Genomic DNA, 18133 nt, shown 5'->3' on the forward strand with positions numbered 1-18133 from the left:
TAAATTGGCTAAACTGCTACATTTCAGCGACTGGTTTATTTTTATACTTACTCTTGTCAAAACTAACAATTATCAAAGAACAATTTATATTTTAAAAGTTTTCCATTTTTAAAGACAAACGCTATTGAATCATTTCCACTTTCGGCAAGCCCACTATAAACAACATTCTTGTTTTCAGCATCCATCCACAATTCATATTTTTTAAATTGTTGCATAAAAGTCTTTTGATCTATCCCACCACGAATTTTTTGTCCATGAAACACTAGCGCATTGTTCTGGCTTAAATGAACCTCTTTAATGACGCCTGTGTCTAAAATTTTAAAACTGCCATAATCATATTCATCAGGGAAATAACCACCATTACACTCGTCTGGTTTTCCTTTAATGACGCTTTTCGGCTTAGCTAATGAGCGTATTGGTACTTCCCAATTATTGTAAGTTTTACCTTGAATAACAGGCTGCACAAATGGAGCTGCAAACAATGACTGTGAAGCCATAAACATCAATACAAAACCCAATATTTTATTTTTCATATGAGATATTCTTCAAAAACTAATCGGCTCATTATAAATACAATTTAAATTAAATTCTCCCTCCACTAAATAAAATTCATCCGACTATATTAAGCACAATATATAAATGCTATTTAGAACCTATATCATTTCAATATAGGCTCTCTACGCCTACAGCTCTTTATGCTTCTCAATCAAATCCTCAAGATTCTGATAAACATGCAAGACTCGATCTTTATGCGTTCGTGCATGATCCAGACGCTGCTCAGGATCAACCAAAAGTAAAGTATGACCATCATCAATCAAGCGATCGATGCCTTCCAAAAACATCCGTTTTCCGACATCATGAATCAAGGAAATCTGAGTTAAATCAATTACAATAGAACTTTTATTGACAGGCTCACATTGCAAGGTCCGTAACAACATTTCCGCTTCAGTAAATTTCAATACACCGCGAAGTACATACACACTTAAAGAAGCATCTTTTCCAGTTCGATAATGGCTCTGCACAATGGTTTGTGCGGAAGGTGTGCCTTCCATCAAATGCAAGCCCATATCACGGGAGAGCCGTTCCAAGATATCTATACCACGTACACTATTGCCATGCTCATCGAGTCGAGGAGAAAAAGCAGCAATACTCACCTGACCGGGTAACACACCCAAAATTCCACCTGCAACACCACTTTTGGCAGGAATACCAACCGTTGTGAGCCAATCCCCCGCGGCATCGTACATACCGCAGCTCATCATCACACTCAGAACTTGACGTACCACAGCACGATTCAATAAGCGCTTTCCAGTTTTAGGATCAACCCCGCCATTGGCAAAAACACTGCCCATCCGTACTAGATCTTTGACAGTGACCAAGATCGCGCATTGGCGAATATAACCATTCACGATATCAACAGGATCGGTTTCCAATATTCCCACGGTTCGCAACATATAACCAATCGAGAGGTTCCGATAGGCCGTTTTCACCTCAGATTCATATACTGCATCATCAAATTGCAGTTCACGCCCTGCCAGCTCGCTCATAAATCGACGTAAGATTTCTGCGCCTGATAGATCCTCTTTACTTGGAACCAATGAATGCGTGGTGATTGCACCTGAATTAATCATCGGATTTTTAGGACGGCGATCTTTACCCAATGAAATTTCATTAAAGGCTTCACCCGAAGGTTCAACCCCAACTTTCTCTAATACTGCGTCAATGCCAAGCTGTTGTAGCACATAGGCATAAGTAAACGGTTTAGACATCGATTGAATCGTGAATTCAATCTCATCATCCCCAACGGAATAGATTTCACCATCGACAGTAGACAAGGCCAGCGCCAAACGATTGGGATTGGCATTGGCCAGTTCAGGAATATAATCGGCGAGATACCCACGGTTATCAATATCGCAGGCATCAATCACATGTGCCAAATAATCAGGAAGTGGAGTTTTCATGGTCATCTAGCCTTTAATTGTTTCAAGTTTTAATTTAGATAAGCGCTTATAGTACAGAGGACTGATCATATTAAAATTATAGCTTTTGTAATGATTTTATGAGCTTACATACTTAACTAATGCAAACGCTCTACAAATAAAATGCCATCTAAATGATCCACCTCATGCTGAACGATTCGCGCAGGAAAACCCTCAAAAGCAGTTTCAATCACTTCACCCTGTAAAGTGTGATAACGCACTTTGATTGCTTGCGCCCGTTCGACCTGCCCACGCTCATCTGGCACACTTAAGCAACCTTCCTCGCCCAAACAAGATTCTTGGGAAAATGCCAAAATCTCTGGATTAACCATCACCACCGCATCCATTTCGGGTGCATCGGGATAACGTGGATTCGGACGCGATGCCACAATAATTAAGCGCTTTGAAATATAAACTTGTGGCGCAGCAATCCCAACCCCATTGCGCTCCAACATGGTCGCATGCATAGCGGAAGCCAATTGCAATAACCACTCGCTGTTAAATTCCCCGTTTGCGACAGCTGCCGCTTTAATTTTTAAAACCTCTTCACCACGTTGTGCTACAGGTAGAATTACACTCATCCCACGCCCTTATAATTGTTTTGACCAAATAGTGAATATTATCGTATTGGATATTTTATCGCGTTACCATAATTTTCATTTAAGAATCTTGTCATAATATATTCGCGAAAAAAATAATGAATGGCAAAGCACATGAATGCAACCCAACTGTTTTTAGGTGTCATCTTTAGTTCGATTGGCTTAGGCTATTTTATGTATGGCAAAAAGCAGAAAATGACCGTGCCTTTGGTATGTGGTCTTATCTTGATGCTCTTTACCTATTTTATTGATAGCACAGCCATGATCAGTATCATTGGCGTGGCGCTTTCAATTGTTCCCTATTTCCTGCGCTTCTAAATAAAAAAACTCCCCAAATGGAGAGCTTTGTTTTCTAAGAAAATTAAAGGTGTTTCTTTAATTCATCAGCTACGATCTCGATTTCAAGCGTGCTGAATTTACGAATTTCACCTTCTGCATGCTTTTCTAACATGCCACCAATCAATGGTACTTTGACTTTCACAGTCCATGTTAAAGAGATATTCACTTTTTCGCTGTCACCAGTGACGCTACGCTCACCCTTCGCTTCCAAAGGTAAGTTTGCACCCAATTCAACCGTCGAGGTTAAGTTTTTCAAATGGGTAATATCAGCACGTTTTAAGCGGAACGCATTTTTTAATAATTTTTTCGCCACCTCTGGAATATTGACATCCAGATTATATTCACGGCGTAGCGTATAAATATCGCCATTGATATTCGATTCAATAATTTCCAAATTTTCACCCGGAATACGTTTACACACTGCTTCATGCAATGAAGTATCCGCCACCAGTCTTGAAAAGTCCTCAATTGAAACACCATGAATTGTTTCATTAACCGTAAATTGATGTGCCATTTTTAAATGTCCATTTCGTTTTATTAGGATTTCATCATTGCGCAAAAGTATAGCATTCTCATTTGCATCTCTAAATCTGATCAGACAAAAAAGGATGACTGCTTGGATTAGTTATTTTTATTGTAATGATGCCGTATGCCTAATTTGACCGTGACCCGTTCCATACGGCTGATATACAGATAATGATCCCCATATTCAATCACCGCATAAAACTGCTCTGCGCCATCATCCAAACCTGTAGCTGACCATGTGGTGCCTTGCGGAAATTCATCTAACCATGCCGCTTTGTAAAAGTCTGAAACCGAATCAAAAGTCAGGTAGTGCTCAGGATCGGCCATAATTTTAGCTGCCATCTGATCAAATTTTTGTTGTTTAAATGCCTCTAAACTGAGTAACACAAAGCGTCCTTCTGATTTAAATTGTACTTGAATTGCATGGTTAACTTTCCGCCTAATCTTTAACTGACTTACAAAAATACAGTGATTTTCTTATGTCTCTATTTTGCTGCGGAATACGCTGTTTTTCTACATTATTTTCAGTTTTATCATATATTTTCAGGCCGAGCTGATTTGCTAGCGCAGACTCAATATGTTATCACCTTATTATGTTTTCTATTTTTACAACGATAAACTATAAGGAGTAAATATGTCTTATCAAAATATTTTAGTTCCTGTTGATGACTCTCCAATTTCTTATGCTGCAGTCGAACATGCGCTTTCTTTAGCAAAACTCTCTGGGGCACAAGTCACCATTCTGAGTGTGGTTGCGGTTGACCCATTTGTCGGTGTGGATTTTTATCAAGTTGCCCCTGCGGTGACCGATTACTTTATGCAAGCCGAAGCACAAGCCAAAACACAACTACAAGACATTTCTCAATCCTTTGTCCGTGATGGCATTCAGGTGAATACCAAAATTCATCATGGCTCAGCCAGTGAAGGCATTATCTTTGTTGCCGATGAAATCGGTGCAGACCTGATTATTATGGGTTCACATGGCCGCACAGGGGTAAAACGTTTATTGCTGGGTAGTGTGGCACGTGCTGTTTTAACAGAATCACATATTCCAGTGCTGATTGTGAAGCAATAACGATTTGCTTTAATTAAAAAAACCTTGTGTCTCGATACAAGGTTTTTTTATTGTCTCAAAGTTGTAGAAATGACCGATTCGCCCCCCATATTGATCATTTATAACCCTGTTCCATGATTTAAAAAGATGCTTCACTAGCAATTGGACATTTATTTTCAAGTCAAAATAGTGAGTCGAATCAGCTTACTATCGCCAGAAAAAATGACCGTCAATAAAAACAGCATGTTTAAGAATAAGACACGGTTTTACAAGGATGATCAATATGAAACTCAATCCAATGGTGATTGGTCTGTGTGGGATATGTATCAGTACATTGAATCACGCAGCAGCACTGGACCAATCAGGACAATCCATTCTCCCTTTTCTGGAAAATGGTAACTATGTTGAAGTCAATGCCACAGCCGTTGATGCTGACATTTCGGGGAAAATCCGTAATCGTCCTGAACTGGTCAATGATCCACAGAACCTGAACTCAGGCAATATGGGCAATAGCTTTCAATATTATAGCGCCGCGCTCAAACTTCAACTGACTGATCGAATCAGCTTTGGTCTGCTCTATGACCAGCCTTTTGGCGCCGACATTAGCTATCCGATGCAATCGAATAACACCTTCTCGGACAATGAATTTACCCAGCAAGGCACATCGGTCAATGTTGATACCGAAAGTATTAGCATGATTTTGGGTGTCAGTCCTTTTAGCAATTTTCAACTCTATGGCGGTGCTGTCTATCAATCGGTCAAAGGGGATGTCGCGCTGCGTGGTAATTCATACAGTGAAGCTTTTAATGGCTATGATGCCAAATTTAAACAGGATCATGCAGTCGGTTGGCTGGCAGGCCTGAGTTATCAAATCCCAGATATTGCCTTAAAAGCTGCGCTGACCTATCGCTCCAAGATTGACCACGATATGCAAGTGACTGAGACCATGTTCGGTCAGCCTTTAGAAGTGACTACGCCAAGTAAAACCAAAATTTCCACGCCACAATCGGTGAATGTTGATTTTCAAACGGGTGTGTATAAAGACACACTGCTCTATACCAATCTACGTTGGGTCAACTGGAAAGATTTTCATATTCGGCCGACGCAATTTGGCGCAGTGACGGAATATCTTACTGGCGTAATCAGCGAAGGAACCTACACAGGTGGTTTTGATCTGGACAGCTACCAAAAGGATCAATGGACGGTCAATGTCGGACTTGGACATCAGTTTACTGAGAAATGGAGTGCATCCACTGAAGTCAGTTGGGACTCCGGTACAGGCGACCCTGCATCCACATTAAATCCAACCAAAGGCTCTTGGGGGATTGGTCTAGGTGCTCAGTTCAACCCTGCCCCGAACTACTTTATTGCTGCTGGCGTTAAATACTTCTGGTTAGGTGATGTGGTTGCCGAAGACGGCACCTATTACATTCCTGTAGCAGGAATTAAACCCATTGCTGAACAGGCCGATTTTAAAGATAACAGTGCAATCGCTTATGGTTTGAAAATGGGCTATCGTTTTTAGTCACAAAAACTCATCATGCTAAGTAGGAACAGATCTACTTCTAGTCTTGCTCTTACTTGGCTCTTTTCTGGCTTTCAATGAAAGGATTAGCTTAGAATCTCAAAGCATTATTTTAATAATGAATGTCATCTCTAGGAAAAATCCAATGAAAAAAATCGCTCTTGTCTTTTCAATCTTTATATCTAGCTTCGTTTTTCCTTTTACCGCTTTTGCCAATTCGACTGACCCTAAAGAAAGCATGGATATGTTTATTGGCACCTTAACTATTCAGGATAACAAAGCCATTTTAACGCGATGCGATATTGCGCAGAATGAATATGTGTTGAAAGATGCAGATTGGTCTAAGCAAAAGGCCGTATCAAGTTTTCTCTCCAAAGCCACGAAACTAAAACAGCCGATTTATGCAGAAGTGATCGCAGCGTATAAAAGTGAAAAAGATATCAATATTCTATTGGTCGATTCCATTGAAAATCTGACTGAAGCGAAAAGCTGTCATTTGGCCGATTTATTTTAAAACTCCAAATACACGGCAAGCTTTTAGCTCGAATATTGATGAGCAAAGCTCCATCACTCACTAAACGTTTGCCATGTCTCAAAAGCATGTGTGCGATACAGCTTCAACTCGGAAAACTGGGTAATAATTGCTTCACTCTGTGTCGGTCTTAAAAACACAAAATCATCGACCTGAATATCACAATCCTTCGGTACGTTGACCAATTCTTGATTACTGCTACGCCCGTACAATGCATGGGTATGTGCTTGATCAGGATAGACATAATCAGCCAGCCAATAGCCCCCGTAAATAAACAGCGCCTTACATTTATGTGGCAATTTATCCAATAAAGACATAGAGGGAAGCTGAGTAAACGGCAATATCTTTAATACAGGCGCAGCAATCCATAACGCAGGCTGTAATGCCCTTAAGAAATCACTGTCAAAATCACTTGGTTTTAAGAGCATTGAGCCAAAGGACAGATCATTGCAAACACTTTCAGTGGTATGCAAGCTAAAGGTTGGGCTACCACCGCCATTAAAACATAGTTCATCATGCCACAGCGTTGGGAACTGTTTTTGAATCAGTTGTTGATAACGGGCATAGGTTTGCTGTGAACTGTGATAAGCCAGTTCAGGTTTTTTAATGATGGCTGGAATTTTGGTGACATGCGCATCATAGCCCATCAAACCAGAAAGTTTTAAATACTGCGGATATTGCTGAATCAGCTTTAAAATTTCGGTTAGTTGCTGTGTCGACTGTACCCCACCGCGATGTAAGCCGACGTCAATTTCAATATTCACATCTAAGCAAAGAGAATAGAGCTGGGCAATCTCGAGATATTGCTGTAAGCGTTGCTTGGTATCAATCAGCCACTGAATTTTGGCATTCGACCACTCCGCATACTGATCAAAAAAATGACGTACTGCTTGAGCAGGCATTGGTTTACCCAACAAGATATCGGCTTCGGCAAAATTTTCTAGGATCGAAACAATATGCGGTTGATGAAATACCATAAAGCGTTGCGTATTGATCTGTTCAGATAACAATTTAAGTAGGTCTAGGCTTGCTAATGATTTCACCACCAAGCGTGCTTTTAAATGTTTGGCATGAGCAAGACGAATCTGAACATGTTGAATATTTTGTGTTAACGCTGCTTCATCGATGATCAGTTGCGGAGTCGCAATCCCCTGCTTTTTTAGGTCGAGATTGAGTTGTTTAAAATAATGATCCAACATGGCTATACCTTTCTCAATAAATTAAATAAACATTTAAGTCGAACCCAAGTTAAAACTAACCTAAAAACAGCTTTTCCAGATAGAGATTTAAAAACTTGGCTTCTGGGTCAAGCTGCTGACGCAACGCCATAAAATCATCCCACTTTGGATATAAAGCCCGAAGCTGTGTGCTGGTCATATGATGCATTTTCCCCCAATGCGGACGCCCTCGATATTTCTGCAAAATCGGCTCAACCACATCAAAAATCAACTTCGGATCTTGCTTATGATATTGATGCACCGAGATCGAAATCGAGTCCTGCTGATAAAAGGGACTGAGCCAAATATCATCGCCTTTGACAAAGCGGAATTCGAGCGGAAAAAAGGTGGCCACTTTATACTTTCTTAAGGCATGCAATATTTCATCCAAACACTCAATTCCACGATCAACAGGAATCTGATACTCCATTTCATTGAACTTGGTATTACGCGGTGTTGGAAATATCTTGCTCGACCAATCGATATAGGTGGTCGGTTTGACAAAGATGCCTAATAGTTTCTGTAAATAAGGATTCAACGAAGGAAAGTTTTTGGTCAGTTCTGAACACAAAGTTAGCAAGGTATCATCCGATGGAAAATTTTCCTTCCGTGGCAAAACCGCTTCATCGGTCTCATCCAAGGTTTTCAGCATCAACTTCTTTCCATGGGAAAACACAAAGCACTCAATATGTCGATGCTGATGCTTCCATTGCTGAATATGCTGCATCATGTCTTCAACAGGACAAAGTTCAATATGTTCTTTGAGCTTATAGCGAGGACGGTTCTGCATGGTGATCTTAGTTAAGATTCCCAAACTACCTAAAGAAACCCGTCCTGCGGCAAAGATTTCAGGATGTTCTGTGCGACTACATTTTAGGATTTCACCTGATGCCATCAATAACTCGAAAGCTTCCACATAGGCCGAAATACAATGCAAATCGGCTCCTGTCCCATGCGTGCCTGTGGAGACAGCCCCCGCTAGACTTTGCTGATCAATATCACCCTGATTCATCAAAGCCTGATTAATCGATTGCTGCTGTAAATGTTGGTCTAGATCATATAAACGCGTACCTGCATAAATGCTGCTCTGACATCGTTCAAGATTTGTCGATGCAATGCCTGCAATATGATCCAAAGACAATAAGGTTGCATCAGTACAGACTAAGGGCGTAAATGAATGCCCTGCACCGACTACCCGTATTTTTTGTTGCGCTTTAACAATGGACTGTAGTTCTTGCACATTGGCTGGTTGTAAAATCTGTTGCGGCATAGATTTTTGGAAACCAGACCAGTTCGTCCAGATGCCTTGTGTCAAATCACTCATACTGCCTCTCCTTGGCTAACGGCAGTTTTTAAATTGCCATGATTGGTACGTTTTTCGAGTTCCTGTGCTGGAATCGGTTGTGGTCGTGTCATTTCATCATAATGACGTTTATTTTTCTCTAATAACAATTGTTCTGTTAAGCCTTTGAATTTGCTCTGACAGGCAGCTAGCGTCCATTGACCAAATAAGGTATGTCCACCTTCATAAGCTTGCGCTTGGTATTCTTCATAGGTCGTGACATAACCCATATAATCATTGCAGTAGGATGCTAACCAAACACTTTCAACCGAAGCCTGCGCGGCAAGCGTCTGTTTAACCGTATCAATGACCCGCTGCCCAGCAATAGTGGTAAATTCACCTGGACAGCAAATCAAAGCCAATCGACCTAATCGCACAATCTGCAAAGGAACCACGCTCGGGACTAAAAGACTGTGCTGAATCGCTCCCGCTTTCACTTGTCTGTTCATTTCTGCAATCAACGGATCAAGAAAACTCGGCGGAAAACCAATCGGTTGGCCTAAAATTTTTTTAGCACCTGCTTCCAGTAAAATCTGTTTTGGCCCTTGAGAGGCATACAACTGCTGATAGTCTGCAAAATCAGCAGCTTTGGGATGCTTGATTTTTTGTTTGCGAAATTGATCCGCTAAAAATTGCATCCCCATAATTAAGGGTTTGGGTGCACCTAAACCATCGACAGGCGTGCCTGCAAAAAATGCGGTGCCATGACAAGGCTGACTGGTCTTGGCATTCTTTTGCCCCGCTGCGAACTCATCTGGAATCTCAATATTACTCAGATCAACATAGGACAAAACAGCATCGATCTTGCCTTCAACTTTATGTAAATTTTTAGGAATATTGGACTGTAAAGCCGTCAAAGCCAGCTCACTTTGATAACGACCATTTTGTTGTGCGTATTGATATTCCTGCTCGCCTTTAATCTTATTGCGAATCTTCAGCTGATCTTTGCCATGAAAATGCGGTGATACGTCCCCTGCAGTTGCTTGAGCAAAAAGCGTAACTGGATTTTGAATCCCTTGCTCAATTAAAGCCTGCTCAGAGAATGCGGCTGCATAGCCTTTATTATCGCCATCATAGGCGTTTAAGGAATTTCCTAAACAGGTTGCATGTACCCCAAATAAGGAAATAAAGGACTGTAGTTTTTGCTCACGATAGAAACCGATCAACTGCATTTCTCGGTTCAAGGCTAAATGCGTTTCAGCTTCGGTACGTGGCAGAACCTCTGGATTACGATTATAGGCTTTGATTGAACGATTCCATGCGACAGGTGTCTGTTCTGGAAAATGCTGTGTACTGATAAAAATCTCGGTGTCTTGTTCAGATGCAATCGCATTTTGAATACTCAGTACAATCGCCTCAACAATGGCAGTTAAATGTTCAGGTACAAAACCAGGCGTTGGCATATTGTATAAAGCTTCATAGCCACAACCGCCAGGTCCTGAGTGAGTATGGGTTGCCATGAGGACCAATTGATTTTCATCAAATGGCAAGTCTAGGATCTGTGTGAGTCGCGCTACGGTTTGGCTGCGTATGGCATGGGTAATGCACCCTAAATCCAAACAACAGATCAGAAGTCGGTTATGTTGCTGATCGACAATGCTCACGCTACGTGCAAATAAAGCTGTGCGCTGTTCATAGGCCCGATGTGACCATTGCCCATAACCAAACATTGCATAGCCTTTCGGTGTAATTTTGATTTTCTGCTTGTCCAAACCCACCTGATACATCACGACTTCCTTTCAATTCTTTTTCTAACTGTGTTAAAGCATGTTGAAAGTTAATCAAAATTATGCGATACCCAACAGGGTTAAAGACACTTTTCTTTGGGGGGCAAAACGGACTTATGCCTATACGTAGCGGCGATAAAAATGAACAACAGCAATTTATTCCACCCACCATTCTGGCAAGCCTGATCCATTATGCAGAGCAACAGCAGTGGGATTATGCTGCATGGTTTCAGAATTCCGGTTTAGACATTGCGCAAATACAGCAAACACAAGGTGTGGTTCGCTTTAGCCAACTCTGTGATGTTGTTCATCAAGCAATGACCGCCTATCAACAACCTAACTTAGGCTTAAAGCTTGGCAGTAGCGAAGGTCTGATTTCGATGGGGATTTTGGGTTTTGCCATGCAATCCTGTAAAACAGTTGCAGATGCTCTAGACATTGCACTGCGCTACCATCGGATTTCTGGCAGTGTCTTGAATATCAACTTTTCCATCCACGCTGATCTTTGTGAATTGGAAGTCACTGAACCCTATCCCTGCAATGAACTGAAAGCCTTTTTTTATGATGAATTATTTAGCAGCATCATCACCTGTTTAAACGCCATGTTGGGCGATCATGATGATGTGATCAGTCTTGAGCTCAGCTATTTACCAAGCGAATATCAACAACAATATAACGAACTCTTTGGCTGCCCAATCCAGTTTAACCGCGATAAAAATATCATGCGCTTTAGCAGCAGCCTGTTGCAGCGCAGCTTAAAAAATTACAGTCCTGCCAACTACGCAACTGCCATCCAAATCTGTGAACAGGCCTTAAAAGAAATAGACCAGCTCAACCAAGTTGGCTATGTACATTTACTTGATCATTTGATTGAACAGCATTTACCTGAACGTTTTGAGATGCAGCAAGCTGCTGAACAATTACGCATCAGCGAACGCCATTTAAGACGGCAATTATTATTAGAAGGTCTGAGTTTTCAACAAATTCGGCAAAATGTCTTGGAGCGTAAAGCCAAGCAACTCCTCGAACAGAACCTATCCATGAGTGAGATTAGCCTGCAATTGGGTTTTAGCGAATTACGTGAATTCCGACGTGCCTTTAAACGTTGGACCGGACAAGCGCCTTCGGTTTATAAACAAGAGACTCACCTTACTTAATGCCTAAGAATCAAACGGTCTAGAAATTTCCAAGCGCAGATAAAACCGAACCGTAAATGCTTTATCTTGTAATTTTAAATTCTCGCAAATATTCACTACCGCGCTCGGCAGCATGGATGAATTCAACCACTAATTTCTGCTTTAAATATTGAGTTAATTTATTGAAAGATGGACGTTAACGGAATCGTGCCGTGCTCTCATCCAATTTAAGGATAAGCCTTCAGCTGGAGTTACTTTGGTTTTGCCCAAAGTAACCAAAAGCATCCTCATCCACAAAACCTGTCCACTTCTTGTAATCTTTTTAAATCTTTCGCAGAAACTAAACTTTTTAAAAACCACGCAGGTTGTGGATGAGATTACCGAGTATCAAATACTGGAAATAACCTCAGCCCCAAGAATAAAAAAAGCTCAGGATTTTACCCAAGCTTTATAATCGAAATAGAATCTTAACTTGCCGCTTGATAAAACGGCACATCACCATTAATCGTGGCACGATGCATAATTCGATGCGCATCACCATAATCAAATAAAGCCTTATGCTGTGTACAACGATTATCCCAAATCGCCACATCACCTGCCTGCCACTGCCAACGTAAATGAAACTGTTCATTGGTTGCATGCGCAAATAAGTACTGTAGCAATTCAGCGCTTTCAGTTTCATCAAGCTCATTAATACGCGTAGTAAAACCTTCACTCACGAACAAAATCGGCTGACCCGTTACCGGATGCGTTCTCACTACAGGATGAACGACAGGTGGATTGCGCTTAAAGGTTTCTTCCAGTTTTTTACGCTCAACATCATTATGCGCGAAACGCTCAATCGGGAAAGACTGACGAATGTCATGTGTTGCGGTTAAGCCTTTTAACTTTTGCTGTAAACCTTGATCCAAGGCAGCAAATGCAGCTGCGCCACTCGACCAAAGCGTATCACCACCAACAGGTGGAATCTTGATGGCTTGTAATACACAACCCAATGGCGGTTTCTGACTGAAAGTCACATCGGTGTGCCATAGTTCATTATCACGTAAGTCTTGTTTCCAGCTATCCAATACAATGATTTCAGGCACATTATCAATAGATGGGTAAATCGGATGAATATGTAAAGAACCAAAACCACGCGCCAACTCCGCTTGTGCTTGAGGTGCAAGCTGCTGATTGCGGAAGAAAATCACATGATGATCCAGCAAAGCCTGTTGAATTTGTTGCGTCGTATTTTCATCAGCCGTGTTTAAATCAACATCGTGAATAATTGCACCAATCGTTGGTTTAATAACTTCAATATTTAAGGTCATCTTCTACTACTCACACTTATAACTGTTGGCCATACCAAGGAGATAATTGCTTCTGTAACCAACGCAAAAACAATTCAAAACTAACGGCGACAATCGCAATCACAATAATGCCCAGAACTACAGTATCGGTGATCAGGAACTGTGCTGCAGACTGCACCATAAAACCAATACCACGATCTGCTGCGACCAATTCCGAAGCCACTAAAGTTGACCAGCCCACGCCAAGACCAATACGAATACCCGTTAAAATATGCGGTAAAGCGGTCGGCAGAATCACATGCCAAAACACTTGGGATTGGCTTGCCCCTAAAGATAAGGCGGCACGTTCACGATTGAGTTGGTGACTCAGCACACCATGGGTACTACTGATAATCACAGGGGCAAGGATTGAAAAGAAGATCAAAAGTACTTTGGTGGTTTCACCAATCCCGAACCAGATCACCAATAAAGGTAAATATGCCAAAGGTGGAATTGGACGTAATAACTCAACCAATGGATCAAGCACCGCACGCACCCATTTGTTCAAACCCATCCATAAACCTAAAGGCACACCAATGGCAATCGCAGCCACTAAAGCCAATAAGACACGGGAAATACTTGCTGCCAAATGCTGCCATAAGGTGGCTTTCATAAAACCTTGCTGACTGACCTCAAGGAACTTCTGCCATACCGCTTGTGGGCTTGGTAGAAATAGACTCGGGACAATTTTTAATGCTGTGATCAAATACCAAATCACCAGTACGCTCAAGACACTGGCAAGACTGAGCACTAGACTACGATGGCGAGTAAAAAAGGCGCCTATTAGACTAAAAACCGAACCCGACTGTGCTTGATTCGTCGATTGCAGTTCCTCGGCCTTACTCACCTCATAAGCTGTATTTTTTGCTTGCCCCGTCATACAGCCACCTCATGCCCAGCTTGTTTCTGCACACGCAGGCGTTCAAACAATTGCTCGCGTAATTGAATAAATTTAGGATCCGATTTAATCGCACGGATGGATTCACCTTGCTTATAACGGTCAGCGAAATCCAGTTTTAAAGTTTCGACAATCTTACCAGGACGAGCCGTCATCAACACCAATTGATTACTCAGCAATAGCGCTTCCTCAATATCATGTGTGATCAGGAAGAAGGATTTATTTTGTTCAATCCATAAGTCCAGCACCAACTGCTGCATGGTTTCACGAGTAAAAGCATCAAGCGCAGCAAAAGGCTCATCCAATAAAATAAAGGCTGCGTGGCTAATCAAAGCACGCGCAATACCGACACGCTGTTTCATGCCACCTGACAATTCCCAAATATTGGCTTTAGCCACATGACTCAAGCCGACAATTTTAAGAATTGCATCGACTTGCTGTTGAATTTCTTGCTCTTTTAAACCTTTGAGCTGCAAAGCAAAACCAATATTTTCAGAGACATTTAACCAAGGTAATAGCGCATGATCCTGAAATACCACCGCACGGCGTGCATCTGGCGCAGTGACCACCTCATGATCCAGTGTAATCTGCCCCGAACTTGGCTTTTGAAAACCCGCCAGAATATTCAGTAATGTTGTTTTACCACAACCAGACTCACCCAAAATCACAGTCAAAGTGCCTTCCTCAATCTTCAGATTGATATCTTGTAATACAGGCACGGTCTGTTTTGGAAAGGTTAAATGAAGATGCTCTGCAGCTAATACGCTCATTTAGATCTCCTAGGGCTGTAAGAATTGGGTGGTGACATTCGCTTGATAATCAGGTTTTACTTGATCCACCTTGCCTTGGCTTTTGAGGAAGGTTGCGGTATCGAAAATATTTTTGGCGAACTCACCCGCTAAAGTCGCGTGTTGTTGCTGGCCATTCAGATAAATATTGCCGGACAACAGTAAAGGAATATCTTTCACATCAGAGCCTGTCAGCTGAGCAATTTTCTGGATATTGTCCGCATTTTGTTCAAATGCTTTTGGATCCTGCTGATACGCCTCAACTTGTTTCAAGCTGGTTTTTACAAATGCTTTTAAGAACTCTGGATTTTTTTCAGCGAAATCTTTACGAACCACCCATAAATCATAGGTTGGTGCGCCCCACTCGCCGACTTGTTTCGAGTCTGTTAATACATGGCCACTGGCTTTGACTTTACTCAATGCAGGTTCCCAAACATAAGTTGCATCGATATCACCACGTTCCCAAGCTGCTGTGATTTCTGGTGGACGTAAGTTAATAATCTTGACTTGATTATCCGCAATATTCCAATGCTTGAGTGCTGACAACAAGCTGTAATGCGTAGTTGAAACAAATGGTACGGCAATGGTTTTGCCAATCAAATCTTGCGGATTTTGAATACCTGATTTGTTACTCACCACCAATGCTTCTGAACCGCCTAATTTAGCCGTCACCAGAAAGACTTCAATCGGTAAATCACGACTTGCAGCAGCAGCTAGAGGACTAGAACCAATATTGCCGATTACCACATCACCCGAAGCCAATGCATTAACCACATCTGAACCTGCATCAAATTTGCGCCATTGAATTGCTTGATTACTATCACGTTCATAATCACCATTGGCTTGTGCAACTTTGGTTGGATCCACACCAGTTTGATAGGCAATCACCACTGCCTTGTTGTTTTTAGACTGAACAGGTGCAGCATCTTTTTGATTTTGATAGACAATAAAAGCAACAATCGCCACAAGGACGATCGCTGTAACAATTAACGGCTTAGAGTTCTTGATGCCCATAATTAGATGATCTTTCAACAATATAGGCTTATGGTATGCGGCATGCTTTATGATTAAAAATAAGAAAAAGTGAGTTGCTTATTCCTTTATGAGATAAGAATAAGACTGAGGCAATTTTTGCTGTTTTTATACTCAATTGGTTTATTTTTAGTGTTGTTTCATTTAATTTCCTAATGAAGCCTTTTAAATATTTATCCCTCTGTTTAATTGAAAAGTAAAATATTTAATCCTGATAATTTCATCTTTAAATTAAATAAGCATTTCCATTTTAAAATATAGCTCCAAACTATATTCCGAATAAGTTAATAAAAACCTATTATTTATCAAAAATAGATATATAAATAAATTTTGCTTATTTTCCTGAACATAAAAACAGTCCTAAGATAAAAACATCATCCCGCTGATGTATGAAAGGTTATAAAAATGAATGCTCAATTTGATTCTACTGATCTAGCAGAATCGACATCTACGATTCACGGTTTACCAAACAATCCACAAGATATCTTAGCGCGTGCGCAACATTATGCTGAAGAAAATGAACTCGATTTCACTGGCAGTGTACCTCCACCAGAAGCTTGGTATTTGGTTGAACAAGGCCTAGCGGTATTGGTCGATGTACGTACCAATGAAGAACGCAAATTTGTCGGCTATATCCCTGAAAGCATCCACGTTGCATGGGCAACGGGCACATCATTTAACCGAAACCCACGCTTTCTGAAAGAACTGGATAGCAAAGTTGGCAAAGACAAAACCATTCTGCTGCTCTGCCGTAGTGGTAAACGCTCAGCTTTGGCGGCTGCAGCAGCATTTAGTGCAGGTTTTGCTCAAGTTTATAACGTGCAAGAAGGCTTTGAAGGTGATTTAAACGAGCAACAACAACGTAATCAAAGCAATGGCTGGCGTACACATCAGTTACCTTGGTTACAAGATTAGCGCTGCTTTTTTAAGCAATTATTTTACGATTTATTTAAGATCTCGTTTTGCAAGGAACTCGCGTGAGCCAATGGAAAATACAGCCTGTCGTTGAAGGCCTACAACAAGCACGACATGAATGGCGGGAGCGTCAACATCGCATCAAAGAATTTGGTGGACGTGAACTCCCATCTAAGGATGCACTGAAGTCAATTTTAGATGATCTGTGTGGGATCTTATTTCCAATGCGGCTTGGGCCGAGCGATCTACGCCAAGAAACTGAGGATTACTATATTGCCTATACCCTTGACCGTGTTTTGAATGAACTGTTTGCACAGGTCAAGTTGGCTTTAAATTACGAAGCCAAAAGTCGAGTCAAACCGGTCCCTGTTTCAAGCAATGAACGTCTGCTGTATGAACAGCAAGTCGCTTTGGCCCAAACCATCGTACAGGACTTTGCCAATACCTTGCCTGACATTCGCCGCTTGTTGGATGCAGATGTCTGTGCAGCCTATGAAGGTGATCCTGCTGCGCATAGCGTCGATGAAGTCCTCCTCTGCTACCCAGGGATTTTAGCGATTATTCATCATCGTGTAGCACATCAGCTCTATCACAGTGTACCGCTGCTCTCACGGATTATTTCTGAATTGGCCCATTCTGCAACAGGTATTGATATTCATCCGGGTGCGCAAATTGGGAAAGGCTTCTTTATCGATCACGGCACAGGTGTAGTGATTGGTGAAACCTCCGTGATTGGTGAATATGTGCGTATCTATCAGGCGGTGACGCTCGGTGCAAAACGCTTCGAACTGAATGAAGATGGCGCACTGAAAAAAGATTATGCCCGTCATCCAATCGTGGAAGACCATGTGGTGATTTATGCAGGTGCAACAATTTTAGGCTGTATCACCATTGGTAAAGGGTCAATTATTGGCGGGAATGTGTGGCTCACCCATAGTGTTGCAGCAGGCAGTCAGATTTTACAGTCACCTAGTGAGTCATTACATAATAGTAAAGTTTAATTTAATGAATTATTTAACCAAGTAAATAAAAGGCGCAAGAATAAATAACGTATATTCAATACTTATATTTATTTTTCATAATTATATTCTTATGAGTAATAAGCAAATAATTCACCATTATTTATCTCATAATAATATTTTTAAAAAAACTAAATAGCCTCTAGTCTAACGAAATAAATCATTAAATATTATT

19 protein-coding genes are annotated in these 18133 nt (G+C 41.3%); 7 read left to right on the plus strand and 12 right to left on the minus strand.

The genetic code is table 11. From position 1 onward, the window contains the following. Window positions 1-62 precede the first annotated feature (62 nt). The 3 genes from NDN13_RS08475 to def all read right to left on the minus strand — a co-directional run bounded on the left by NDN13_RS08475 (window position 63) and on the right by def (window position 2560). Window positions 63-533: a hypothetical protein gene (locus tag NDN13_RS08475; RefSeq protein ID WP_251117916.1), complete on the minus strand. Its 471-nt coding sequence runs from the start codon at window positions 531-533 to the stop codon at window positions 63-65. 150 nt (window positions 534-683) lie between these two features. Further along, window positions 684-1961 (minus strand): glutaminase, encoded by a 1278-nt coding sequence (locus NDN13_RS08480; RefSeq protein WP_251117917.1) that lies wholly within the window; start codon window positions 1959-1961, stop codon window positions 684-686. Between the two features lie 116 nt (window positions 1962-2077). Next, window positions 2078-2560: a peptide deformylase gene (gene def / locus NDN13_RS08485; RefSeq protein ID WP_251117918.1), complete on the minus strand. Its 483-nt coding sequence runs from the start codon at window positions 2558-2560 to the stop codon at window positions 2078-2080. Between the two features lie 132 nt (window positions 2561-2692). Between def and NDN13_RS08490 the strand changes: the two genes are divergently transcribed. Then, complete coding sequence (locus NDN13_RS08490) at window positions 2693-2896, plus strand: hypothetical protein (RefSeq protein WP_033133115.1); 204 nt, start codon at window positions 2693-2695, stop codon at window positions 2894-2896. Window positions 2897-2939: 43 nt separating this feature from the next. Here NDN13_RS08490 and NDN13_RS08495 read toward each other — a convergent pair whose 3' ends face one another. Both NDN13_RS08495 and NDN13_RS08500 read right to left on the minus strand, forming a co-directional pair. Continuing rightward, window positions 2940-3431, minus strand: coding sequence for a DUF2505 family protein (locus NDN13_RS08495; RefSeq protein ID WP_016541745.1), 492 nt, complete (start codon window positions 3429-3431; stop codon window positions 2940-2942). A 107-nt stretch (window positions 3432-3538) separates the two neighbouring features. Continuing rightward, window positions 3539-3829, minus strand: a complete 291-nt coding sequence (locus tag NDN13_RS08500) for a hypothetical protein (protein WP_005190302.1) — start codon at window positions 3827-3829, stop codon at window positions 3539-3541. 247 nt (window positions 3830-4076) lie between these two features. On the opposite strand from NDN13_RS08500, the gene NDN13_RS08505 reads away from it, so the two are divergent. From NDN13_RS08505 to NDN13_RS08515, 3 genes are all read left to right on the plus strand, one after another. Continuing rightward, the gene (locus NDN13_RS08505; protein ID WP_101236262.1) at window positions 4077-4517 is read left to right on the plus strand and encodes a universal stress protein; all 441 of its coding nucleotides are present in this window, start codon (window positions 4077-4079) and stop codon (window positions 4515-4517) included. Window positions 4518-4779: 262 nt separating this feature from the next. Then, complete coding sequence (locus tag NDN13_RS08510; RefSeq protein ID WP_251117919.1) at window positions 4780-6021, plus strand: OmpP1/FadL family transporter; 1242 nt, start codon at window positions 4780-4782, stop codon at window positions 6019-6021. Between the two features lie 145 nt (window positions 6022-6166). Next, entirely contained in the window at window positions 6167-6535 is a 369-nt protein-coding gene (locus tag NDN13_RS08515) for a hypothetical protein (RefSeq protein ID WP_251117920.1), read from the plus strand. Window positions 6536-6588: 53 nt separating this feature from the next. Here the strand turns inward: NDN13_RS08515 and NDN13_RS08520 are convergent, their stop codons facing one another. Genes NDN13_RS08520 through NDN13_RS08530 form a run of 3 tightly spaced genes read right to left on the minus strand, consistent with a single transcriptional unit; the run spans window position 6589 to window position 10839 of the window. Continuing rightward, window positions 6589-7752, minus strand: a complete 1164-nt coding sequence (locus tag NDN13_RS08520; protein WP_251117921.1) for an alanine racemase — start codon at window positions 7750-7752, stop codon at window positions 6589-6591. 55 nt (window positions 7753-7807) lie between these two features. Continuing rightward, window positions 7808-9094, minus strand: coding sequence for a D-arabinono-1,4-lactone oxidase (locus NDN13_RS08525; protein WP_251117922.1), 1287 nt, complete (start codon window positions 9092-9094; stop codon window positions 7808-7810). Then, on the minus strand, window positions 9091-10839 hold the full coding sequence (locus NDN13_RS08530) for a neutral/alkaline non-lysosomal ceramidase N-terminal domain-containing protein (RefSeq protein WP_251117923.1): 1749 nt from the start codon (window positions 10837-10839) through the stop codon (window positions 9091-9093). Before NDN13_RS08530 ends, NDN13_RS08525 begins: the two co-directional genes overlap by 4 nt. Window positions 10840-10901: 62 nt before the next feature. Between NDN13_RS08530 and NDN13_RS08535 the strand changes: the two genes are divergently transcribed. Then, window positions 10902-11996 carry an AraC family transcriptional regulator gene (locus NDN13_RS08535; protein ID WP_251117924.1) on the plus strand — a complete coding sequence of 365 codons (1095 nt, stop codon included), beginning with the start codon at window positions 10902-10904 and terminating at the stop codon, window positions 11994-11996. A gap of 446 nt (window positions 11997-12442) precedes the next feature. Here the strand turns inward: NDN13_RS08535 and tauD are convergent, their stop codons facing one another. The 4 genes from tauD to tauA are packed head-to-tail and all read right to left on the minus strand — an operon-like array spanning window position 12443 to window position 16024. Beyond that, the gene (tauD, locus tag NDN13_RS08540; protein WP_151714796.1) at window positions 12443-13288 is read right to left on the minus strand and encodes a taurine dioxygenase; all 846 of its coding nucleotides are present in this window, start codon (window positions 13286-13288) and stop codon (window positions 12443-12445) included. Window positions 13289-13304: 16 nt separating this feature from the next. Further along, a complete protein-coding gene (gene tauC, locus NDN13_RS08545) occupies window positions 13305-14186 on the minus strand; it encodes a taurine ABC transporter permease TauC (RefSeq protein WP_251117925.1) in 882 nt (293 codons plus the stop codon). Beyond that, complete coding sequence (locus tag NDN13_RS08550; RefSeq protein WP_251117926.1) at window positions 14183-14974, minus strand: taurine ABC transporter ATP-binding protein; 792 nt, start codon at window positions 14972-14974, stop codon at window positions 14183-14185. The genes tauC and NDN13_RS08550 overlap by 4 nt, the downstream gene beginning before the upstream one ends. Window positions 14975-14983: 9 nt before the next feature. After that, window positions 14984-16024 (minus strand): taurine ABC transporter substrate-binding protein, encoded by a 1041-nt coding sequence (tauA, locus tag NDN13_RS08555; protein ID WP_250748288.1) that lies wholly within the window; start codon window positions 16022-16024, stop codon window positions 14984-14986. Window positions 16025-16429: 405 nt separating this feature from the next. Here tauA and NDN13_RS08560 point away from each other — a divergent pair, with 405 nt between their 5' ends. Both NDN13_RS08560 and epsC read left to right on the plus strand, forming a co-directional pair. After that, a complete protein-coding gene (locus NDN13_RS08560) occupies window positions 16430-16939 on the plus strand; it encodes a rhodanese-like domain-containing protein (RefSeq protein ID WP_251117927.1) in 510 nt (169 codons plus the stop codon). Between the two features lie 62 nt (window positions 16940-17001). Then, window positions 17002-17940, plus strand: coding sequence for a serine O-acetyltransferase EpsC (epsC, locus tag NDN13_RS08565; protein WP_251117928.1), 939 nt, complete (start codon window positions 17002-17004; stop codon window positions 17938-17940). Window positions 17941-18133: the final 193 nt, after the last annotated feature.

The sequence above is a fragment of the Acinetobacter sp. C32I genome (genome assembly GCF_023702715.1).
In the GTDB taxonomy this organism is placed as follows: domain Bacteria; phylum Pseudomonadota; class Gammaproteobacteria; order Pseudomonadales; family Moraxellaceae; genus Acinetobacter.